Origin of the sequence: Streptomyces sp. NBC_01450, from assembly GCF_036227505.1 — a bacterium.
Taxonomy (GTDB): Bacteria; Actinomycetota; Actinomycetes; order Streptomycetales; family Streptomycetaceae; genus Streptomyces.
Genome location: NZ_CP109481.1, coordinates 835,231 through 854,709, shown reverse-complemented (window position 1 = coordinate 854,709; position 19,479 = coordinate 835,231). Strand labels below are relative to the sequence as shown.

The window sequence follows — 19,479 nt, the reverse complement described above, 5'->3', positions numbered from 1 at the left end:
GAGGGTCATGCGACGACGCACGATACGCGCGGGTGCCCCGGCCTCCTTCGGCATCCCCGAGAGGGTGGGCGTCGACGCGTACGTCAGGTCGGTCAACGCACGGCGGGACAGGCGGTCGCAGGGCCACTTCTCCGCCCCGCCCGTCCGCGGCTGACATCAGCCCGCCCCGAAGCCGACGGACATCGCCGGGCCGGCCGCCGTGCCGGACATCCCATCCGCCTGGGCCGCCGGCAGCCCGTCCGACCAGTGAAAGGACCATCCATGGCCAGCGTGTTGCGCGACTACATGGCACGTATGGACAGCGACCACCCCGAGCAGGCACTCGAGCTTCTCGTACCGGACTTCCGTTTCCACATCGCGCTGCCGGGCCGAGAGGCGACGGGACGGTCCAAGGGCGAGTTCGCCGCTTACATCGCGGGCCGCAACGCCGTCGAGAGGGTGCACGAGATCCTGCGTCACAGCTCCGACGGTGATCTCGAGACCGTGTACGGAGTGGTGACCGAGTCGGGGAAGGCCGTCGGGTCCTTCCTGTCGGCCGCAGTTGTCACGCCCGACGGGCAGATGGCGCGCTACCAGTCGTACTTCACCACGACGTACGACCTCATCGACTGGCCGGAGTAGCGGCGCTGCCGGGCCGGCGGGACTGACCGCGACACCCATGGCCGCGGCTGTGCACGCCGGTGTCCGCAGCGAACTCAACCGTGCACGAGCACAGCCCCGCACCCCACCGAACGGCAAGGAAACACCCATGACCGACGCCTCCACGGACACAGCCCCCGCCGCGACCGCCCCCTTCCTCACCGCATGGTTCGAGATCCTCGACAGTGACGAGCCGAACAGGATCCTCGACCTGATCAGTGACGACTTCTCGCTCTCCATCCTCTTCTCCACCGGCGACGGTGACGCCACCGACTTCGCCGGGGACCGTGCCGCGCTGGTCCGCTACCTCGAACAGCGCGAGCGGGGTACGCGCACCCACCATCGGCTGTCCGCGACCACCCTCGGCCAGGACGAGCTCTTCCTCGGCGAGGTGCGGCGCGGGGGCGTTGTCGAGGCGAGTTTCGTCGCCGCCGGGCGGGTGGACGCAAGCGGTCGGCTGCAGCGTCTGCTGATCGGCCGGTCGTCCGAGATCCGTTTCGAATGAACACGGTTCGTCCGCACTGAACCCGTTCGGATTCACTGAACTCGCTCTCTCTCAAAGACCACGTACGGAGGACAGTCATGTACAACCTCGTCCTGCTGGCAGCACGGCCCCCGGAGTGGACGCACGAGCAGTTCATCGGCTGGTGGCGAGGCGACCACGCGGAGCTGACCTACCGGCTGCCCGGACTTCGCGCCTGGCGGCACACCGAGATCGACCAGGCCCTGGAGAGGCGCTCCGAGGGGTGGGACGGGATCTCCGTGCTCAGCTTCGACTCCCCGGAGGACCTGAAGAAGGCCCTCGCCAGCCCGGAGTGGGCGGCCGCGGTCGCCCAGGTCGGCGACATGAAGGGCCGCCGCATCGCGCTGATGGGCCACGAGGCGGAGATGTTCACCGGATGAGGCTTCACATCAGCCTCGGCGGCGATGCGCATCAGTCATTCACAGCAGGGTTCGTGACGGAGTTCGGCACAGCGTAGCGAGGACGCGGGATGCGACAGGTAGTGCGGGAGTTCCAGCAAAGAGCCGAGCAGGCGGACTTCGTCGCCGTCATCGACGACGCGGGCAGCCATACGGCGCGAGAGATGCTCGCCGAGGCGGCCCGGCTCGCCGAGGTGATGTTCCCGGGCGCGGCCGGCGGGACCGGCGGCACCGTCATGCTCCAGGCCGACAACTCATGGCGCACCGTCGTCGGTAGCCTCGCCGTCGGCCTGAGCGGCGGGGTGCTCGCGGTGGTCAACCGGCACACCACACGGGCCGAGTTCGCCGCGGCCTTCGAGGACATCCGCCCCGACGTCGTCGTCGCCGAGCCCTCGGCCATGAGGGAATGGGCGGTGCCCGAGCTGGTACCGGGCGGGGCCGAGGACACGGCGCTCGACGGCTGGAGCGTCCACCGCACGCTCGGGCAGCCGGATGTGTCGCGCTGGTCGGGTGGCGTCCTCATCGGGCTGACCTCCGGTTCGACCGGGCGGCCCAAGGGCGTCGTGCAGTCCGAGGAGGCCCTGCGCTACGCCGGCACGAGCACCATCGAGATCAACGGCCTGACCGGCGGCGACGCGGTGGCCGCGATCGTGCCGCTGTCGTCGACAGCCGCGTACTGCTTCGGCGTCTACCTCTCGCTTCTGCTGGGCGGCCCACTCGTCCTGACGGCGAAGTGGGACCGGGCCGTCGCGCTGCGGCGGATGGCCGACGCCGAGGTCCGCTGGACCATGTGCGTACCGACAATGGCGCTGCAGATGGGCGCTGAAGCGGCGGGCTCCGGCATTCTCTCGGGGGTCCGCGCGATCACCGTGGGTGGCGGACCGATGGACCGCGGCGCCCTCGCGCGGGCCGAACAGTCCCTGGGCACGAAGATCCTCCGCGTCTTCGGCATGTCCGAGTGCCTCGGCCACACCTCGCCGAGCCCCGACGACCCCGAGGACATCCGGCTCGGCAGGGACGGGCGCCCCTTCCCCGGCACGGACCTCCGCGCGCTGACCCCCGACGGGGCCGAAGCCGGACCCGGCGTGTCGGGCCGGGCGCAGGTACGCGGTCCCTCCCTCTTCCGCGGCTACGCGCGGGACGGCCGGGTCGAGCCTCCGGCGCTGACGGAGGACGGCTACTTCCCCACCGGCGACCTGCTGATGACCCACGAGGACGGCACCGTCAGCATCATGGGCCGTGAGAAGGACATCATCATCCGCGGCGGCCGCAACATCGACATCACCGAGATAGAGCGGGCGGTCGCCAGCTATCCGCGCGTGGCCAGGGCCTGTGTCGCGGCCGTCCCGGACGAGGTGCTCGGCGAACGTGTCGCGCTGCTCGTCGTCACCGAGGACGGAGGCGGCATCGACCTCACCGAGGTGACCGGGCACCTGGAAAGCGTCGGGCTGTCCAAGACCAAGTGGCCCGAGTTCGTCTACGGCATCGAGGAGTTGCCTCAGACGAAGGTCGGCAAGCTCGACCGGTCGGGGGCCCGCGAACTGGCCCATCGGCTGCGCGCGCGTCATCCCGACCCGACCTGATCCGAAGGCGCGGACGCGGGGCACGCCCGCGGGCCGCACTCACGCCGCTCCACGCGGCCTGATCCACAGCGGCAGACCAGCCAGCAAGGGAGAGTCATGACCACGCGGTTCGACCAGGGCCCATGGGCCGCAGCCGGAGTCCAGACCGTGCAGCCCGGGGTGCACCGCGTTCCCCTGCCGCTGCCCAACGACGGCCTGCACGCCGTCAATGTCTATCTGCTGGAGAATGTGGCGGACGACGACGGCATCGTCATGATCGACGGCGGCTGGGCGATCCCCGAGGCACGCAAGGCGCTCGAGGAGGCACTGGCCGCCATCGGCCGCGATCTCGGCGACATCAGCCACATCCTGGTCACCCACATCCACCGCGACCACTACACGAACGCCGTGGAGCTGCGACGGCTGCTGGGCTCGCGCGTCTACCTGGGCGCCGGTGAACGGCCGGGCCTGGAGATGCTCGGCCGGCTGCGCAGCGACGAACCCGCCGGCTCACTGGAGACGTTGCGCAGGGCGGGCGCCGGTGAACTCGCCGACCGCATCCAGGCGATGGACCACGGCGGCTACGACCCGAGCGTGTGGGAGGCCCCCGACCGCTGGCTCGGCGCGGAAACCCTCCGCTTCGGCGACCGCGAGCTGCACGTCGTACCGACTCCCGGGCACACCAAGGGACACGTGGTCTATCTGGACGAACAGCGCGGACTGCTGTTCTCCGGGGACCACGTCCTGCCGCACATCACCCCGTCCATCGGCTTCGAACTGGCCGAACCGGGCGGCCGGCCACTCGCCGACTACCTGGACTCGCTGCGGCTGATGACCCGGTACGCCGACACCCGCCTGCTGCCGGCGCACGGGCCGGTCGCCGACAGCGCCCACATCCGCGTCGCCGAACTGCTCACGCACCACGACAAGCGGCTGGCCCAGAGCCTGACGGCGCTGGGAGAGGGCACGCTCGACGCCCACGCGGTCGCGCGCGAACTGGGCTGGACACGCCGGGAAGTGCCGTTCGGCGAGCTCAACGCCTTCAACCAGATGCTCGCCGTCAACGAGACGGCCGCTCATCTGGACGTCCTCGTGCTGCGGGGGCGGGCCACGGTGGCGTTCAAGGACGGGGTGAACCAGTACACGCGCGTGCAGTGACACCCGGATCGCGAAGAGGATCGCGAAGAGAAGGGGGCCGCGGCAGGTGCCGCGGCCCCCTTCTTCTGCCTGTCAGCGGGCCGTCCAGCCGCCGTCGACGTACAGCTCGGAGCCGGTGACGAAGCTCGCGTCCTGTGAAGCCAGGAATGCCACGGCCCCCGCGACCTCGTCGGGTCTGCCCAGTCGGCCCAAGGGGGTGCCCTCGACCATCGCCGTGTGCCGGGGCGTACCCCTCCACAGCTCGCGCGAGAGAGGCGTCTCGATGAAGCCGGGATGGATCGAGTTGACGCGGACACCGCGCGTGCCCCAGTGCAGCGCGGCGTTCTTCGTCATCAGCCGGACCGCGCCCTTCGCGGCGTGATACGAGAACTGGCTGCCGAAGCCGCCGACCGTACCGAAGATCGACGCGATGTTGATGATCGAGCCCCCACCGGAGCGTTCGATCGCCGGCCCGCCGTGCTTCATGCCGAGCCAGACCCCGCCCTGGGTGACCGCGATGACCTTGTCCCAGGACTCCTTTGTCTCCGTCTCCACGGTCCGCATTTCGGCGATGCCCGCGTTGTTGACGAGCACGGACAGGCCGCCCAGCTCGGCGACCACGCGCTCGACCGCGCCGCGCCACGCCTCCTCGTCGCTGACGTCCAGCGCGAGGCCCAGGGCTCGCGCCCCGTCGGCCGTCAGCTCCTTCGCCAGCTCCTCGCAGCGCCCGGCGTCCACGTCGGTGACCACCACCGTGGCTCCCTCGGCGGTCAGCCGACGCGCGACGGCGGTTCCTATGCCCCCCGTCGCGCCGGTGACCAGTGCGATCTGCCCGGACAGTCTGTCTCGCACGCCTTCTCCTTCGTTCGGTGCGCCAGCGGTCACGGCAGCAGCTCCAGCCCCGACCGCAGCAACGCGGGTACCGCGGAACCGACCCGTTCGAAGCCGGTGCCGACGGTGTGTCCCGCGAGATAACGGGCGTGGATGCCCTCGGCGATGACGGCGAGCTTGAAGCAGCCCAGCGCCTGGTAGAAGGCCAGGGCCGTGATGTCCCGGCCGGATTTCGCCGCGTATCGCTCGGCCAGCTCACGGCCCGCGGGGAAACCGGGGTTGGCCGTCGGGACATGACGTGCCCCGAGGACCGGTTCGCAGGTCGGATCCCAGTACATGAGCAGCATGCCGAGGTCGGCGAGAGGATCGCCGAGCGTGGCCATCTCCCAGTCGACGATCGCCGCGATCCGGCCGAAGTCACCGGGCGCCAGAATGGTGTTGTCCAGGCGGTAGTCGCCGTGCACGACCGCCGCGGCGCCGCTCGCGGGCAGGGCGCGGGCGAGCCGGCCGTGCAGCATGTCGAGGTCGGGGAGCACCCGCGTGGCTACCTTGTCCCACTGCCCGCGCCACCGTCGCACCTGACGGGCCAGATAGCCGTCGGGGCGGCCGAAGCCGCCGAGCCCGACCGCGGTGGCGTCGACCGCGTGCAACGCCACCAGGGCGTCCACGAGCGCTTCGGCGGCGCGTCGCGCGTCGGCGGGCGGCAGCGCGGCGGTCTCGTCGCCGTCGCGCAGCACCGCGCCCTCGACGAAGTCGACGACGCTGAACGGCGCTCCGATCACTTCAGGGTCCGCGCACGACAGCACCGCCCGGGCGACCGGTACGCCGGTGGCGCCGAGCGCGGCGACGACGCGGTACTCGCGGTCCATGTCGTGCGCGGTCGGTGTCAGTACCCCGAGCGGCGGCCGGCGCAGCACCCACCGGTGCGTCCCGTCGGTCACGTCGTAGGTGAGATTGGAGCGCCCGCCGTGCAGCAGCCCGACCCTCAAAGAGCCCGCGCACTCGGGTACATGGCGCTCGAAGTAGCGCTGCAGCGCCGGCACATCGACGCCGACCACGGCCGTCTCGGGTGTGGTCACCGCGCGGCCCTCCGCTCCTGAGCCGCCCGTACCGCGCGCTTGGCGATCGCCCAGCGGTGGGTCTCGGAAGGGCCGTCGTAGATACGGAAGGGACGCACCTCCCGGTACAGGCGCGACAGCGGGGCGTCTCCCGAGATGCCGAGCGCGCCGCACACCTGCACGGCCCGGTCGACCACTCGGTTCACCGCCTCGGAGACGTACGTCTTGGCGATCGAGGTGTGCTGGGCGGCCGAGCGGCCCTGGTCCAGTTCCCAGCAGGCCCGCCACAGCACGGCCCGGCTGGTCTCGATGTCTATCTCGTTGTCGGCCAACAGTTGCTGCACCATGCCCAGTTCGGCCAGCGGCTTGCCGAAGGCCGAGCGGTCCGCGGCGCGGTCGAGGGCGACGTCCTGCGCCCTGCGCGCCACTCCGAGCCAGCGCATGCAGTGGGTCATGCGAGCGGGTCCGAGGCGCACCTGCGCGTACCTGAAGCCCTGGTCCACCTCGCCCAGCACGGCGCTGTCGCCGACCTCGCAGCCCTCGAAGACGATCTCGCTGTGGCCGCCGAACAGGCCCTGGTCCAGGGTGTCGATATTCCGGACGATCTTCATGCCCGGGTTGCCGGCGTCGACGAGGAACATCGTCGCGCCTCCCGCGTCGCCGGGACCGCCGCTGGTGCGGGCCATACAGATGGCGAAAGCCGCCCCGTCGGCGCCGCTGATGAACCACTTGCGGCCGTCGATGCGCCAGCCGCCCTTGGTCTTCGTCGCGGTCGTGGCGAGCGCACGCGGGTCGGATCCGGCGCCCGGCGCCGGCTCGGTCATCGCGAAGCAGGAGCGCACCTCACCGGTGGCCAGCGGGCGCAGGTACCGATCTTTCTGCTCCTCGGAGGCCACCATCTCGAGCAGGTGTGCGTTGCCCTCGTCGGGCGCCGCGCAGTTGAGCGCCAGCGGCCCCAGCAGCGAGTACCCGGCGGCTTCGAACACCACCGCCTGCCCGCACAGGTCCAGTCCGAGCCCGCCCCATTCAGTGCCCACATGCGGGGCGAAGACTCCGGCCGCCCGCGCCGCGTCCTGCAGCCGCCGCCGCAGCGGCTCCGGGCCGGCGTGGACGTTCCCGTCGCACGCCTGCTCCTCGGGTATCACCACTTCTCGTACGAACTCTGCGGTGCGCCGCGCGATGTCGGCGACCCTCTCGTCGGTCTCGAACCCGATGGACACGTTCACTCCCGAGTTTGGCTAATGGGCATTAGCCATCACAAGACCAGAAGAGGTGCTGTGTCAAGGGTCGGGTTATACTGCCGACCCCATGGAGATGGAATGGGCTAATCATCGATAGCTTCGGGGGTCCGTGTGAGCGCAGACCAGGACGGCCCGTACGAGCGGGCACACCGGCCGGCGCGGCCGCAGGGCGCACCCACGGCCGACCGCAGATCGGCCATCCGACAGGCCGCGCTGCGGCTGTTCGCCGAGCAGGGCTACCGGTCCACCACCATGACCGACATCGGAGCCGCCGTCGGCATCCGCGGTCCGAGCCTGTACAAACACGTGGCTTCCAAGCACGAGTTGCTGGCCGAGATCATGATCGGCACGATGGAGCAGCTCATCGCGGACCACGTCGCGGCCGTCGCCGGCACCGACGACGTACGGGAGCGGCTGCGCCGCGCCGTGGAGGCGCACATTCGCTACCACGCGCGTCATCGCCTGGAGGCCTTCGTCGGCAACCGTGAGATCGGCAGCCTGGAACAGGCCGACCAGGACCGGGTGCTCAGTCGCCGCAGCGACTACGAGCGCCGCTTCCGTGAACTCATCGAGCGAGGTGCCGACGAGGGCGCTTTCCGGGTGCGGTCGGCCAGAATCGCCTCGTACTCGATCCTGGACATGGGCATCGGTGTGGCCAGCTGGTTCCACGAGGGCGGCGAGTTCTCCGTAGACCAACTCGCCTATCAGTACGGCGACATCGCGCTGCGTGTCGTGGGAGCGCGGCCTTCGGGTGGCAGGCACGAGGGCGACACGGAGCACGCCGGTCAAGGCGCCCTCGCCCCTCCCGGGGCGGACGCCGGACCGCCCGGCGGCGATCCGGCGTCCCGGTGACCGTCAGGCGGTGGTGGTCGGTACGTCGGAACCAGCGGTGGCCCGGGAGGCGCGGCGCCGGGTCAGGCGCGTGCGCAGGCCCAGCCGCCCTCCGGTCACGACCAGGGCGACGATCAGGACGAGCCCGGTGAACAGGCTGGGGGCCCACTGGGCGGAGGTCGCGAGGCCGAGGCCCACCGTTCCGGTGCCCAGCAGGAGGATCGCGATGACGGTGCCCCAGGCGTTGAAGCGGCCCGCGCGGAGCTGGGTGGCGCCGACGAAGGCGGCGGCATACGACGAGAGCAGATAGGGCGTGCCGGCCTCGGGGGAGCCCGAGCCGATCTGCGCGGCGAAGACGACGCCCGCGAATCCCGCGATCGCCGAGGACGCGACGAGCGTGAGAAAACGCAGACGGTCGGTGGGCACCCCCTGCAGACGTGCCGCGTCCGAGTTGAAGCCCGTCGCGTACAGGCGGCGCCCGGTCGCGGTGTGCTCCAGGACGAACCACAGGGCGATCGCCAGCACCAGGAGATAGAGCACGGGGACGGTGAATCCGCCCGCGCTCGCCTGCGCCATGCCCGCGAAGGGTTCGAGCAGGAGCTTGACGCCCGTGATCGACGTACCGTCGGTGAACATCGTGATGAACGCCTGGATGAGTGACCCGGTCGCCAGCGTCGCGATGAACGAGTCCACCCGAAGTGTCACCACGACGATCCCGTTGATGACCCCGATCACCAGCGCCGTGGCCATGGCGAGTGCGATCGCACCGCCGGCCCCGATGTCCGTCGACACGATCACCTTGGCGGTGATGACTCCGCTCAGCGACATCGTGTAGGCGAGCGACAGGTCGAAGACGCGCGCCGCCAGCGGCGGCACCACGCTCAGCGCGACCAGACCGGCCACCGCGTTGCTGTTGAGCACCTGCTGGAAGGTCGACCAGGTGGGAAAGGTGGCCGGCGCCCAGAACGAGAACACGATGATGATCACGATCCACACGTAGACCGCGCCGATGTTCGTGAACGAGAGGGACGAGAGCGCACGGCGGGCCGGTGAGGGGCGGGCGGGCGGGGCGGGCGGTTCCTCCACCGGTCCCCCGAGGGCGGGTCCCGTGCCGGTGGGTCCGGCGGCGGTAGTGCTCATCATTCGGTTCCTTCCATGGCGTGAACCAGCGTCGGCTCGGTGATGGCGTCGCCGGCGATCTCCCGGACCACCCGGCCCTCGCGCAGGACGAGGACGCGGGTGCACAGTGCGAGCAGGTCGCCCACGTCCGACGACGAGACGATGACCCCGAGTCCCTGGGCCGCCTGGGCCCTGATCAGGTCGTAGAGCTGGAGCCGGGTGGCGATGTCGACACCGGCCGTCGGCTCGCACAGCACCAGCACCTCGGGTTCGAGGGCCAGGCAGCGGGCCATGACGACCTTCTGCTGGTTGCCCCCGCTGAGCGTGGTGATCGGGGCGTCGCGGCCGGCCGTCCGGATGCCGATCCGCGCCACCCAGTCGTCTACGAGCGCGGCCTCGCGCCGGCCGTCGAGTGGACGCCGGGGCCCACGAAGCCTCGACAGCGACGGCAGGGTGAGGTTCTCGGCGACGCTGAACTCGCCGATGACACCCTGGGCGGCCCGGTCACCGGGTACCAGGGGGATACCCAGGCGAGCCGCACGGGAGGCCTGCTCCCACTCCGGCGAACGGGCGGGGGAGCGCAACCGCCCGTGCACGTCACCGGGCCAGGCGCCGGTCACGACGTACGGCAGCACGTCGTGACCGGAACCGGCGAGCCCGGCGATGCCGAGCAGTTCACCGCGGGCCAGGGTGAAGTCGACGCGCTGGAGCGGGCCGGCGGTCAACTCCCGGGCCTCCAAGGCCGGTTCGGCGGTCCGTATGGTCGCAGGTACCTTCGGGCGATCGGTGGACGGGCCCGTGTCCTCACCGGCCATCAGCGAGACGAGCGCCTGTGGCGTCAGCCCGTCCACCGGTCGGGTGGCGATCCGTCGGCCGCCCCGGATGACGGTCACCCGGTCCGCGACCTGGAAGATCTCGTCGAGGCGGTGCGACACGTACAGCACGCTCGCCCCGCCTCGCCGCACCTCCCGGACGATGTCCAGCAGTTTGGCGACCTCGCCCGGCGGCAGTACGGCGGTCGGCTCGTCCAGCACCAGCAGGCCCTGGTCGCTCTCCCAGCCCTGCAGTGCGGCCGCGATCGCCACCACCGTGCGCTGCACGGGCGTGGCGTCGACCAGCGGCCGGCGTACGTCGATGTCCAGGCCGAACCGGTGGACGAGTTCCACCGTGCGGCGTTCCTGCTCGCGCCACCGGATATTGCCGAACCGGCTCCGGGCGAAGCCCCGGCTGAGCGCCAGGTTGTCCATCGCGCTCAACTCGCCCACCAGGCCGAGCTCCTGATGGACGAAGCGCAGTCGGTCGTGGTCCGAGCCGAGATCGAACGGCTCGCCGTCCAGCCTGGCGTCGGCTCCCGCGTCGGCCTGGTGGTAACCGGCGAGGATCTTGATGAGGGTCGACTTTCCGGAGCCGTTGGGGCCGATCAGGGCGTGGATCTCGCCGTGGGCGATCTCCAGGTCGACGTCCTGCAACGCCTGCGTCCCGCCGAATCGCTTGGACAGCCCGGTGATGTTCAGCACCGGCGTGGTCGTCACTGTCTCCGACACGTCGATCACACCCCGCCCTGCACGGCGAGACCCTCGGTGGCGGCCGGGTTCGGGCGACCTTGGATCAGATCCGCGAGCCGTTCCGCGGCGGCGATGGTCGGGAGATTCGTGTTGGCGCGGGGCACCTCCGGGAAGACCGAGGCGTCGGCGACCCACAGCCCGTCGACGCCGAGCACGCGGCCGGCCGGGTCGACCACCGTGCGCGGGTCGTCGGGCGCGCCCATGCGGCAGGTGCCGCAGATGTGACCGGTGTCGCCGATCGTTTCCAGCAGCCAACGGTCGATGGCGGCGTCGTCCGCGAGCGCGTCGACGCCCGCGCCGGCGAGGTCGACGGCGATGTGCTCGAAGGCGGTGTCGAACGATCCGGAACGCACCAGCTCCAGACAGCGTTCGACTCCGTCCCGCATCCGTTCCAGGTCCCCGGGGTCGCTCAGCAGGTTCTGGTCGATCAGGGGGTGTACGTCCGGATCGGGTGAGGCCAGACGCAGGGTGCCGTGCGAGAACTCCTGGTTGGCCCACAGACACAGCAGCCCGGGGCCGCCGGAGACGTGACCGCCGCCCGCGCCGCCCCAGGTGCCGCGAGCCCCGTCGGCCACCAGGTGCGAGTCGTTCATGTCGGGCAACGCGAGCGTCTGGTTGATCGACACGATCATCATGTCGTTCTCGCCCGAGTCCGCGAGACCGGACGAGTAGCGCAGACAGCAGTTGGTCTGACGTGCGTCGAGATCCGGCCGCACCTCGGGGCGCGGGTGGAGCCAGAACAGGGCCAGCGGGTGCTCCTGCATGCCCTCCCCGACCGGCAGCGCCGCCACCGGCCCGCCCGGGCCGATGCCCGAGCGCAGCAGGATCGCCGGGGAGTGCACGGCCCCGGCGCACAGCACGACCCGCTCGGCGCGGACCTGCGTCCACTCATCGCCCACGCGCACCCGCACGCCCACCGCACGACCGTGCTCGAACAGCACGCGGTCGACCGTCGCGTCACCCACGATCCGCACATTCGGTCGTTGCCGGGCCGGTTCCAGGTACGCGTCGTTGGTGGTGACCCGGCGGCCGTCGCGGGAGTTGACGCCGTAGGGCGAAACCCCCGTGCCCGTCGGCCCGTTGTGGTCGTCGCACCACGGGTGGCCGAGGCCCAGCGCCGCCTCGGCGAGCGCATGGTCGGCGGGGCCCCACGCCTCGCGCCCGAGCCGCCGCACCGGGATCGGTCCGTCGGCGCCGTGGTGGGCCCGGTCGCCGAAGTCGGCGTCGCTCTCCATGCGCCGCAGGTAGGGCAGCATCTCCTCGTAGGACCAGCCGGGGCAGCCGTTCGACGCCCAGCGGTCGTAGTCGTCGGGCATCGCCCGGATGGCGATCATGCCGTTCACCGACGACGAGCCGCCGAGGCCCCGGCCACGCACATGCGGGCGGCGCTCCTGCGCGCTGCTGCGCCGTGACTCCAGACCCGGCCATTGGAAGCGCGCGCACGCCGTCTGGTCCAGCGCCCGCCAGCCGTTCACGCTGCGCAACTGAGGCGGGGCCTCCGCGGAGCGCCAGTCCGGTCCGGCCTCCAGGAGTACGACGTTCTGGGCGGGATCCTCACTCAGCCGGGCGGCCAGCACGCACCCCGCGCTGCCGCCGCCGACGACCACCCAGTCGGCCTCAATCACCCGGTTCATCACGCATTCACCTTCTTTCCCACGTACTTGGGGACGTCTAGGTCCTCCGTGGCCACGGCCACGGCCACGGCCACGGCCACGGCCACGGAACCGGGGACGGACGGCGGTCCGTTCCACGGCGTGATCACGCTGACCGGGCCGAAGGGATCGGCCCGTGGGGTGAGCGGGGCCACGAGCCGCCGCGGTCGGCGCTCCTGCTCCAGTGGCGTCAGGAAGCGCCGGGGGCCGTCGTCGAAGGCCGTGCGCGCGATGCGTACGGCCGCGGACACGTCATCACCGGAATCGGAAGAGGGGTGTGGGCAAAGGGTGGGGTCGGTCAGCTGGGTGGACATGCGATGACTCCCATATGCGCGGCGTCGCGCGATCGGGTCGTGAGTCAAGTGAAGTAGCTTCAGTTGTGCGGTGGAGGGTGGGCGACGTCGGGAACGCGACGTCAGCTCTTGCCCCACAGCTTCTTGAACTGGGCCTGGTAGTCCTCGACGAGCGAGAAGTCCGTCTTCGTCGAGATCAGGTTGTCCTTGTCGATGAGCATGAACGGCAGCCGCGCGTCCTGGGTCACCTTCATCGACTGGCCGGTGAAGTGCCGTGCCAGCCCGTCGGCCTGTGCCCACGCGTTCTCGATGTTGTTGAACGCGACGGCGGCCTGCGTCTGCCCGGAGGCGATGTACTGGTAGTTGGTGGACTCTCCGATGTTGACGATCGTGTGCACCTTGTTCTGCAGCCCGGCGGCCCGCAGCGCGGCCGGCACGCCCACGTTGAGCAGCGCGACCGAGAAGACGACGTGGGTGACCTTGGGGTGCGAACGCACGTAGGAGACCACGCGGTCCGGCATGTCCTTGCCGATGGCGCTGATCGGCACGTCGACCTTGTCGTACCCGCAGCCGGAGCACCACTTCTGGTAGTCGTCGCGGAAGGTGTCGGCGACCGGCTTGAGGATGCCGTAGGTCGGCAGGTCGAAGTAGACGGTGTCGGCCGCGCCCTTGCTGTCCGAGGTCACCCAGGAGGCCATGATGCTGCCCTCGAGTTTCACGACGTCGGGGCCGTCGATGAGCATGGAGATGCCGTCGCCCGCCTTGTCGTCGGTGGAGGACTCGACGACGGGGATGTTCATGTCCTTGATCTGCTTCAACTGCTTGGCGAACACGCTGCGCGGGAACCCGGAGGCGATCACCGCGTCCGGCTTGTCGCGCACGACCTGCGTCCAGGCGGCCTGCACCGACTGCGGGGTGCCCTGGGTGGGGATCTTGTTGACAGTCCAGCCGAGCACCTTGGCCGCCTGCGTGAAGTAGTTCGCCAGGTCCTGGCAGGACTGCACCCCGCACAGGATGAAGTCGATCTTCTTGCCGGCCGGGATCGGCTTCCCCACCGGCTGCGTGATGCCGACGCTCGTCGGCCGCTTCGCGTACTGGGCGAGCACTTGCTGGGCCGCCTTGACGCCCGCGGATGACCCCCCGGCGGCCGCCTTGGACGAGTTGCCGGCCCCGGTGTTGCCGCCGCAGGCGGCCAGGGCGAGCAGCGCGGCGGTGGTGAGGAGGGCTGTTGTGGCGCGGGTACGGCCGGTGGGGGTGGTTCTGCGGCTCATGGCACTTCTCCTGTCGACCGGGCGGCGGCTCGTGCCGCGTCGCCATTGATGCACAACCTGAGTTCAATTCAGGAGAATGTAAGCGCGCCGGGCCCGGCAGGCAACAGTCGTGCACGCGATTGCCCGTGTCTCCTCAACTGGCAGCGTGTCGGCTGGCAGCGCGGGGCGGCGACCGCGCCGTAGGTCCTCGACACGGCGCCGTCGAAGGCGGGTGGTCCCGAGGTCGTAGTCGACTCGGGTTCGGCTCGGTGGCGGCTGCTGGTCACCCTCGCCGTGAGGCCGCGGTGAACGTGTCGATCAGAGCGGCCGCCTCGCCGGTCGTCACCGCCTTCGCGATGCCGGCCTCGTTCTTCGAACTCTTCTCACGGCCGATCCGGAGAGTTCGAGCGGGGCGCGGTGGACCTGGTGCGCTCCTCGCCGGACCGCCCCCTCACCGGCATCGCCCACAGTCTGGGCATCCATCTGGAAACCTTGCGAAAGCGGGTCCGCGACGACAAGGCCCGCACCCAGGCGGCGGAAAGAGCTTTCCGGAGGATCTGTTGACGAGTACCGGAGCACCCACAGGGTGAAGCGGATGTGCGATGTTCTCGGCTGGAACCGCTCCGGCTACTACGCCTGGCACCAGAACAGGGAAGCGCGGCGGGAGAAGGCCGATGCGGAAGAGGACCTGGCCCGCCGCATCCGGGCGATCCACACCGATTCCCGGGGAGCCTACGGCGCCTGCCGGATTGCTCAGAAGCTACGTAGCCAGGGGCACGCGGTGAACCGTGAACGCGTCGCGCGGATCATGCGGGAGCGTGAGACCGTCGGGATAACGTGCTGGAAGCCGCGGTCGCTGACGAAGCAGGACCGTACGGCGCCGCCGACGCCGGATCTCGTCCAACGGGAGTTCACCGCGCTGATGCCGGGCCTGAAATGCGTCGGGGACTTCACCTGCCCGCCGACGGCAGAGGGATGGCTGTACCTGGCGACGGTGATCGATCTGTGCACACGGGAAGTCGTGGGCCGGCCGATGGCCGGCCTATGCGGGCGGACGCACAGCGGGCAACGCGATCTTCCATTCCGACCGCGGATCACAATACACTTCTCGCCAATTCCGGAAAATTTCGGCCGAGTTGGATATCCGGCAAAGCGTCGGCCGTACCGGTTCGTGCTTCGCTTGACGCCGCTGCGGAGAGCTTCTTCGCCGTCCTGGAAGCGGAGATCGGCATCACGGTCCGAGAGACCCGGGCGCCGGCTCGGCAGGACGTGTTCCGATGGATTGCGGAACATGGCAACCGGGTGCGGACCCACTCGGTCATCGGCTACATCACGCCGTACCAGGCGAGGACCCGCTGCCACCAACGGCTGACCTCGCGGCATAAAACGGACGTGTCGGGACCTGCGGGGGTCACTTCACTCATGGCCGGCACCAGCACCGTGAACCGCACAGTCCAGCACGTCCTGAACCGCCCCGACCGGGAATCCGAACTCGCGGCAACCGCCGACGCCCTCACGGCCGCCCTGCTGCTCGCCGCCACCCACGCCAGCTCCCCCCCTTTTTGACCATGCTGAGTACCGCCGTCGTGCTCTGGTCGGCCACGGCGCCGATCCCTGCCCTGGTCGCCATCCGCGAAGCCGCCGAGTACCTGGCCCGCCCGCCCGTACTACGTCGCGCCCCGGCGGCAGCCGGGCGTACCTCCAAGGCGGAGACCTCCGTTGTCCGGGCATGAAGGACGCCACCACCGCTGCCGGTGACACCGTGCCCCGGATCCGCGATCGAACAGCTCCTGGCCACGGCCGACTGCGTGTCGAGGTAGTGGTTGGTGTCGACCTGATGCCCGCGGCCGAAGCCGAGGACGGGCACCGGCGGTTTGCACTCCACGCCGAGCGACCGGACCCAGGCCACTCCGTCGGCGAACCCGCCGGTCAGGGTCGCGGCCAGCGCTGGGTCGCCGTCCGGATCGACCCGGTGCAAGTCCTCTGTGGCCGGGCTGACGGGCGCCGCCCGTCAGCCCGGCCATGCCACCGCCGATCACCAGCAGATGCACTATGTCAGCGCCCATGGGCAGTCCACCGCCGTGGCGTCGCCGAGTGAGACATGAGGATAATTGAACTCACCTCTGCGGTAGAGAGGTTGGTCCGAGTGCGTTGGGCCGCACGGTTTCGGCGTGTCCGGTCGCACCGGTCGGGATGCTTCGACCGGGGCGCATCGGTCGGGACACGCTGCCGGGACGACTCAGCTGGGACCGTCGGGAACGATGACGGCGCGCCCCCGTACCGCGCCCGCGCGCAGCCTCTCGATCGCTTCCAGCGCGCCCGGCAGTGTGTAGCGCTCGACCTCCACGCGCAGCGAACCCTCGCGGGCCAGCGTGACGACCCGCTCGAGTTCGGGCACCGTTCCCCAGAAGGGCAGCGAGATCCGCGTCCCGGGAGGGAGCGCGCCGGGTTTGCGGACCGTCAGTTCGCCGCCCCCGCTTCCGACCACGGCCAGCTCTCCGCCCGCCCGCAATACGGCGACCGCGAGCTCCAGGCTGGAGCGGCTGCCGACGAAGTCGAGCACGGCCACGGCTCCGGCTCCGGCCGTCCGGGCCCGCAGGACCTGGGCGGTGTCGGGCCGGAGCAGTGTGGCGAAATGCGCGCCGCACGCGTCGGCCAAGGCGAGCGCCTCCGCCCGTACGTCCACGGCCAGCACCCGCGCGGTCGTCGTGGCCCGCAGGATCTGGACGGCCAGGTGTCCCAGCCCGCCGACGCCGAGTACGACGACACCCCCTCCGTCGGCGAGCGCGTGTCGTACCGCGGTGACGGCGTGGTAGGCGGTGAGTCCGGCGTCCGTCAGTGGGGCCGCCTGGACCGCGTCGAGGTCGCCCACCGGGACCAGTAGCCGCCCGGACGGGACGAGCAGCACATCGGCCATCCCGCCGTCGTGGCCGAGCCCCGCCCCGGTGCCGGTCAGGGCCCGGTCGAGAGCCGTCCGGCGGTCGCAGTAATTCTCCGCGCCCGACGTGCAGTTCGCGCACCGTCCGCAGCCCCATGGCCCGTACACGACCACGCGCTCACCCACCGCCGGCCCCACGGACTGCGGGCCCCGCTCCACCACCCGGCCGGCGACCTCGTGGCCGAGTGTGAACGGAATTCGGTAGGGGAGGCTGCCCGGAGTGGCGTCGATGACATGCAGGTCCGACCCGCACAGCCCGGCAGCCTCGACCCTGACCAGCACTTCCTGACCCGTCGGCACAGGTCGCGGCAGCTCGGTGAGGACGGGTGGGCCGCCCCAGCGCGTCAGCCGGACTGCTCTCGTCTCGCCTGTTGACATGTCTGAGACAGTAACAAAAATGAAGTCAGTTCAGTAGTGTGAGTGAGTGGTGGTCGCCATGGATGACGAACGCGGTGACGGGAGGGCCGGACGCTTCGGCGGACGGGTTGGTCGAGGGTGGCGTGCTGTGACGCTGTGTTCGATCACTCATGTGGGTTCCGGTACCTCCTGCGGGGGATTGCCAGGTGTGGGCGTGGCCATCACAGGGGCCAGTTCCGGGCGGGGATCGACGGCGTGACGCAGGAAGCTGCGCTTCGAGTAATAGGTGTGCTCGGTCGCCCACCCGCGGACCTCCCGGGCAGAGGGGCGCAGTGATCTGGAGGCCTCTGCCTGGAAGATCCACCAGTGGTGGCCGACCGGACCGGTGGGCGTACGGCGGCAGCGGTTGGGCCGCCACTGGTCCAGCAGCAGGTGAAGGCGGGTGACGGTGAGACCCGCCTCTTCAGTGACCTCATCACGGGCGGCCTGCTCCGGGCCGCCGTGCTGGTCGACATGGCCGGCGACCGGAGCGAGACCGGCCGGAGGAGTCACCCGGTCGAACACCAGGAGCCCGCTCGGGGAAGAGATCAGTACCCCGACGCTGGTGTGGTCGCAGAAGCTCTCCTTGCTTCCGGGTGCGAGGTCGGCCGTGGTCATGCGGTGGTCTCCGGCCGCTGAGCGACGACGACGAGCCAGCTCGTCACCGACGGGGCGTCCGGGGTGGTCAGGGCGTAGACGGCGTCGAGGATCCGCATCCGCTGGGCGTGGGTGAATTCTCCTTGGGGCCGCGCGAAGACGGGGATGGACAGCCACGCCTTCTTCTCCGCCATGGTGCTGTGCTGGGCGGTGACCTCGGTGTCGACGACAGCCAGTGCGGCCCTGCCCAGCTGCTCGGTGACCGTTTCCAGCGGCAGCTTCGGCGGCGCCTCCGAGGCCGCGAGTGGCGGTGAGTATCCGTAGTTACGGACGGCGATTTGGCGGATGAGAGCGTTCAGCGACGGCCCGGTACGGACGGACTGTTCGTCCGGGTGCCGCACGCCGGCGAAGCCGCCGCCGATGTTGAAGACGAACCGCCCGCCCGGGCGCAGGATGTGGGCGACGGCCGCGAACACGAACACGAACACGAACACGAACACCGCCGCAGCGCCGGTCCTCCAGATCGCCGAGTTGCACACCACGGCGTCGGCATTGCCAGCGGGAACGTGATCGGCGAGCTGCTCGGCAAGTGTGGTGATCCAGCTCAGGCGATGGTTGGTCAGGGTGCGGCGGCCGACGCGCTGCATCGCGGCGGCATTGTCCACGGAGACGACCCGGGCCGCCTTCTTGTCGTTGGCCTGCAGCCTGATCTGCTGGCGGCGTCTGAGGAGAGCCACCTCCTGATCGTTAAGACTTGGGCGAGCGTGAGCCGTACGCAGGTCCGAACACCACGAGTAGCACCAGGTCTTCGGCCACTTCTGTGAATCGGTGCTCTTCACCGGCCGGCACGAAGATCACCGTCCCGGGACTCACTTCGTCCGTCCGGCCTGGTGTTTCGATCTTGGCGCGTCCGGCTGTGACGACATAGATCTCATCCTCGGTGTGCGGGCTCTGGGTATCTCGCCCGCCGACCGGGATGCATTACGTCCCCACCGACAGATCCGACGTCCGTAGCTGTTCGATCCAGTCATTGCCCGCTTCGCCGGGGTGCGTCCACACGCCTGCGCCCTTGATGATCTCCATGACGGGACCCTGACCTCACGCTTTGCCGAGGTGGCCTGTCCGGCTGGTGATCGCGTAAGCAGAATATGCCTCTGAACAGCGAGAATGAGGATTTTCGAGGCTTTTGTTCCAGCATCGATATCAGGCACTTCCCTGGTGAAGAAGCGCAGCAGTGGGCGGTGCATGATCCGGGCAAGATCCTGCTCGATGTGGCGCGCGATCGCGCCTGAGGGGCTCTTGGCCGATGTCGCGCTGTTGGGGGGGGGCTGGGCCGGGCGTGTTCGGGCACCGGTGACTTCTGATCCGATGCCCGCATGGTCGACGCACTTGCCACGGGCGGGAAGCCGTTCCTCACCACGATACGTACGGCGGTGGGGGCCCGAGATG

Annotated in this window: 21 protein-coding genes and 3 pseudogenes; 12 read left to right on the top strand and 12 right to left on the bottom strand. The window is 70.2% G+C overall.

Annotated elements, in window-relative coordinates; all coding sequences use genetic code 11:
• Positions 1–7: 7 nt before the first annotated feature.
• The 6 genes from OG568_RS52270 (at position 8) to OG568_RS52245 (ending at position 4,280) form a co-directional block, all read left to right on the top strand.
• Positions 8–154 (top strand): hypothetical protein, encoded by a 147-nt coding sequence (locus tag OG568_RS52270; RefSeq protein WP_329537135.1) that lies wholly within the window; start codon positions 8–10, stop codon positions 152–154.
• 107 nt (positions 155–261) lie between these two features.
• Positions 262–621, top strand: a complete 360-nt coding sequence (locus OG568_RS52265; protein WP_329537134.1) for a nuclear transport factor 2 family protein — start codon at positions 262–264, stop codon at positions 619–621.
• 127 nt (positions 622–748) lie between these two features.
• Positions 749–1,144, top strand: a complete 396-nt coding sequence (locus OG568_RS52260) for a hypothetical protein (protein WP_266590471.1) — start codon at positions 749–751, stop codon at positions 1,142–1,144.
• Positions 1,145–1,221: 77 nt separating this feature from the next.
• Positions 1,222–1,542: an EthD domain-containing protein gene (locus OG568_RS52255; RefSeq protein ID WP_329537133.1), complete on the top strand. Its 321-nt coding sequence runs from the start codon at positions 1,222–1,224 to the stop codon at positions 1,540–1,542.
• 89 nt (positions 1,543–1,631) lie between these two features.
• Positions 1,632–3,143 carry a class I adenylate-forming enzyme family protein gene (locus OG568_RS52250; RefSeq protein WP_329537132.1) on the top strand — a complete coding sequence of 504 codons (1,512 nt, stop codon included), beginning with the start codon at positions 1,632–1,634 and terminating at the stop codon, positions 3,141–3,143.
• A gap of 96 nt (positions 3,144–3,239) precedes the next feature.
• On the top strand, positions 3,240–4,280 hold the full coding sequence (locus OG568_RS52245; RefSeq protein ID WP_329537131.1) for an MBL fold metallo-hydrolase: 1,041 nt from the start codon (positions 3,240–3,242) through the stop codon (positions 4,278–4,280).
• Positions 4,281–4,352: 72 nt separating this feature from the next.
• On the opposite strand, the gene OG568_RS52240 is transcribed toward OG568_RS52245, so the two are convergent.
• The 3 genes from OG568_RS52240 to OG568_RS52230 are packed head-to-tail and all read right to left on the bottom strand — an operon-like array spanning position 4,353 to position 7,368.
• Entirely contained in the window at positions 4,353–5,111 is a 759-nt protein-coding gene (locus OG568_RS52240) for an SDR family NAD(P)-dependent oxidoreductase (RefSeq protein ID WP_266590479.1), read from the bottom strand.
• A gap of 29 nt (positions 5,112–5,140) precedes the next feature.
• Complete coding sequence (locus tag OG568_RS52235; protein ID WP_329537127.1) at positions 5,141–6,169, bottom strand: phosphotransferase family protein; 1,029 nt, start codon at positions 6,167–6,169, stop codon at positions 5,141–5,143.
• On the bottom strand, positions 6,166–7,368 hold the full coding sequence (locus OG568_RS52230) for an acyl-CoA dehydrogenase family protein (protein ID WP_329537126.1): 1,203 nt from the start codon (positions 7,366–7,368) through the stop codon (positions 6,166–6,168). Before OG568_RS52230 ends, OG568_RS52235 begins: the two co-directional genes overlap by 4 nt.
• A gap of 132 nt (positions 7,369–7,500) precedes the next feature.
• Here OG568_RS52230 and OG568_RS52225 point away from each other — a divergent pair.
• Positions 7,501–8,127: pseudogene (locus OG568_RS52225) on the top strand (TetR/AcrR family transcriptional regulator); the annotation flags it as partial.
• Between the two features lie 117 nt (positions 8,128–8,244).
• Here the strand turns inward: OG568_RS52225 and OG568_RS52220 are convergent.
• From OG568_RS52220 to OG568_RS52200, 5 genes are all read right to left on the bottom strand, one after another.
• Positions 8,245–9,360, bottom strand: coding sequence for an ABC transporter permease (locus OG568_RS52220; RefSeq protein WP_329537125.1), 1,116 nt, complete (start codon positions 9,358–9,360; stop codon positions 8,245–8,247).
• Complete coding sequence (locus OG568_RS52215; protein WP_329537124.1) at positions 9,360–10,883, bottom strand: sugar ABC transporter ATP-binding protein; 1,524 nt, start codon at positions 10,881–10,883, stop codon at positions 9,360–9,362. The genes OG568_RS52220 and OG568_RS52215 overlap by 1 nt, the downstream gene beginning before the upstream one ends.
• 5 nt (positions 10,884–10,888) lie before the next feature.
• Positions 10,889–12,538 carry a GMC family oxidoreductase gene (locus OG568_RS52210; protein WP_329537123.1) on the bottom strand — a complete coding sequence of 550 codons (1,650 nt, stop codon included), beginning with the start codon at positions 12,536–12,538 and terminating at the stop codon, positions 10,889–10,891.
• Positions 12,538–12,870, bottom strand: coding sequence for a hypothetical protein (locus OG568_RS52205; RefSeq protein ID WP_329537122.1), 333 nt, complete (start codon positions 12,868–12,870; stop codon positions 12,538–12,540). Before OG568_RS52205 ends, OG568_RS52210 begins: the two co-directional genes overlap by 1 nt.
• Before the next feature lie 101 nt (positions 12,871–12,971).
• The gene (locus OG568_RS52200; RefSeq protein ID WP_329537121.1) at positions 12,972–14,120 is read right to left on the bottom strand and encodes a substrate-binding domain-containing protein; all 1,149 of its coding nucleotides are present in this window, start codon (positions 14,118–14,120) and stop codon (positions 12,972–12,974) included.
• Between the two features lie 574 nt (positions 14,121–14,694).
• On the opposite strand from OG568_RS52200, the pseudogene OG568_RS61860 reads away from it, so the two are divergent.
• The 4 genes and pseudogenes from OG568_RS61860 to OG568_RS52190 form a co-directional block, all read left to right on the top strand.
• A pseudogene (locus OG568_RS61860) lies at positions 14,695–14,907 on the top strand (IS3 family transposase); the annotation flags it as partial.
• Positions 14,908–15,100: 193 nt separating this feature from the next.
• A complete protein-coding gene (locus OG568_RS61855) occupies positions 15,101–15,283 on the top strand; it encodes a DDE-type integrase/transposase/recombinase (RefSeq protein WP_443077974.1) in 183 nt (60 codons plus the stop codon).
• 238 nt (positions 15,284–15,521) lie between these two features.
• Positions 15,522–15,665: a hypothetical protein gene (locus OG568_RS61850; protein ID WP_443077929.1), complete on the top strand. Its 144-nt coding sequence runs from the start codon at positions 15,522–15,524 to the stop codon at positions 15,663–15,665.
• A 2-nt stretch (positions 15,666–15,667) separates the two neighbouring features.
• Positions 15,668–15,832 carry a hypothetical protein gene (locus OG568_RS52190; RefSeq protein ID WP_329537119.1) on the top strand — a complete coding sequence of 55 codons (165 nt, stop codon included), beginning with the start codon at positions 15,668–15,670 and terminating at the stop codon, positions 15,830–15,832.
• A gap of 506 nt (positions 15,833–16,338) precedes the next feature.
• Here OG568_RS52190 and OG568_RS52185 read toward each other — a convergent pair.
• The 4 genes from OG568_RS52185 to OG568_RS52170 form a co-directional block, all read right to left on the bottom strand.
• Positions 16,339–17,415, bottom strand: a complete 1,077-nt coding sequence (locus tag OG568_RS52185; protein WP_329537118.1) for an alcohol dehydrogenase catalytic domain-containing protein — start codon at positions 17,413–17,415, stop codon at positions 16,339–16,341.
• Between the two features lie 147 nt (positions 17,416–17,562).
• Positions 17,563–18,051 carry an NUDIX domain-containing protein gene (locus OG568_RS52180; protein ID WP_329537117.1) on the bottom strand — a complete coding sequence of 163 codons (489 nt, stop codon included), beginning with the start codon at positions 18,049–18,051 and terminating at the stop codon, positions 17,563–17,565.
• The gene (locus tag OG568_RS52175) at positions 18,048–18,767 is read right to left on the bottom strand and encodes a class I SAM-dependent methyltransferase (protein ID WP_329537116.1); all 720 of its coding nucleotides are present in this window, start codon (positions 18,765–18,767) and stop codon (positions 18,048–18,050) included. Before OG568_RS52175 ends, OG568_RS52180 begins: the two co-directional genes overlap by 4 nt.
• A 10-nt stretch (positions 18,768–18,777) precedes the next feature.
• Positions 18,778–19,008 (bottom strand): cupin domain-containing protein, encoded by a 231-nt coding sequence (locus OG568_RS52170; protein WP_329538264.1) that lies wholly within the window; start codon positions 19,006–19,008, stop codon positions 18,778–18,780.
• Between the two features lie 260 nt (positions 19,009–19,268).
• Here OG568_RS52170 and OG568_RS61845 point away from each other — a divergent pair.
• Positions 19,269–19,463 (top strand): annotated as a pseudogene (locus tag OG568_RS61845) (IS1380 family transposase); the annotation flags it as partial.
• Between the last annotated feature and the right edge of the window lie 16 nt (positions 19,464–19,479).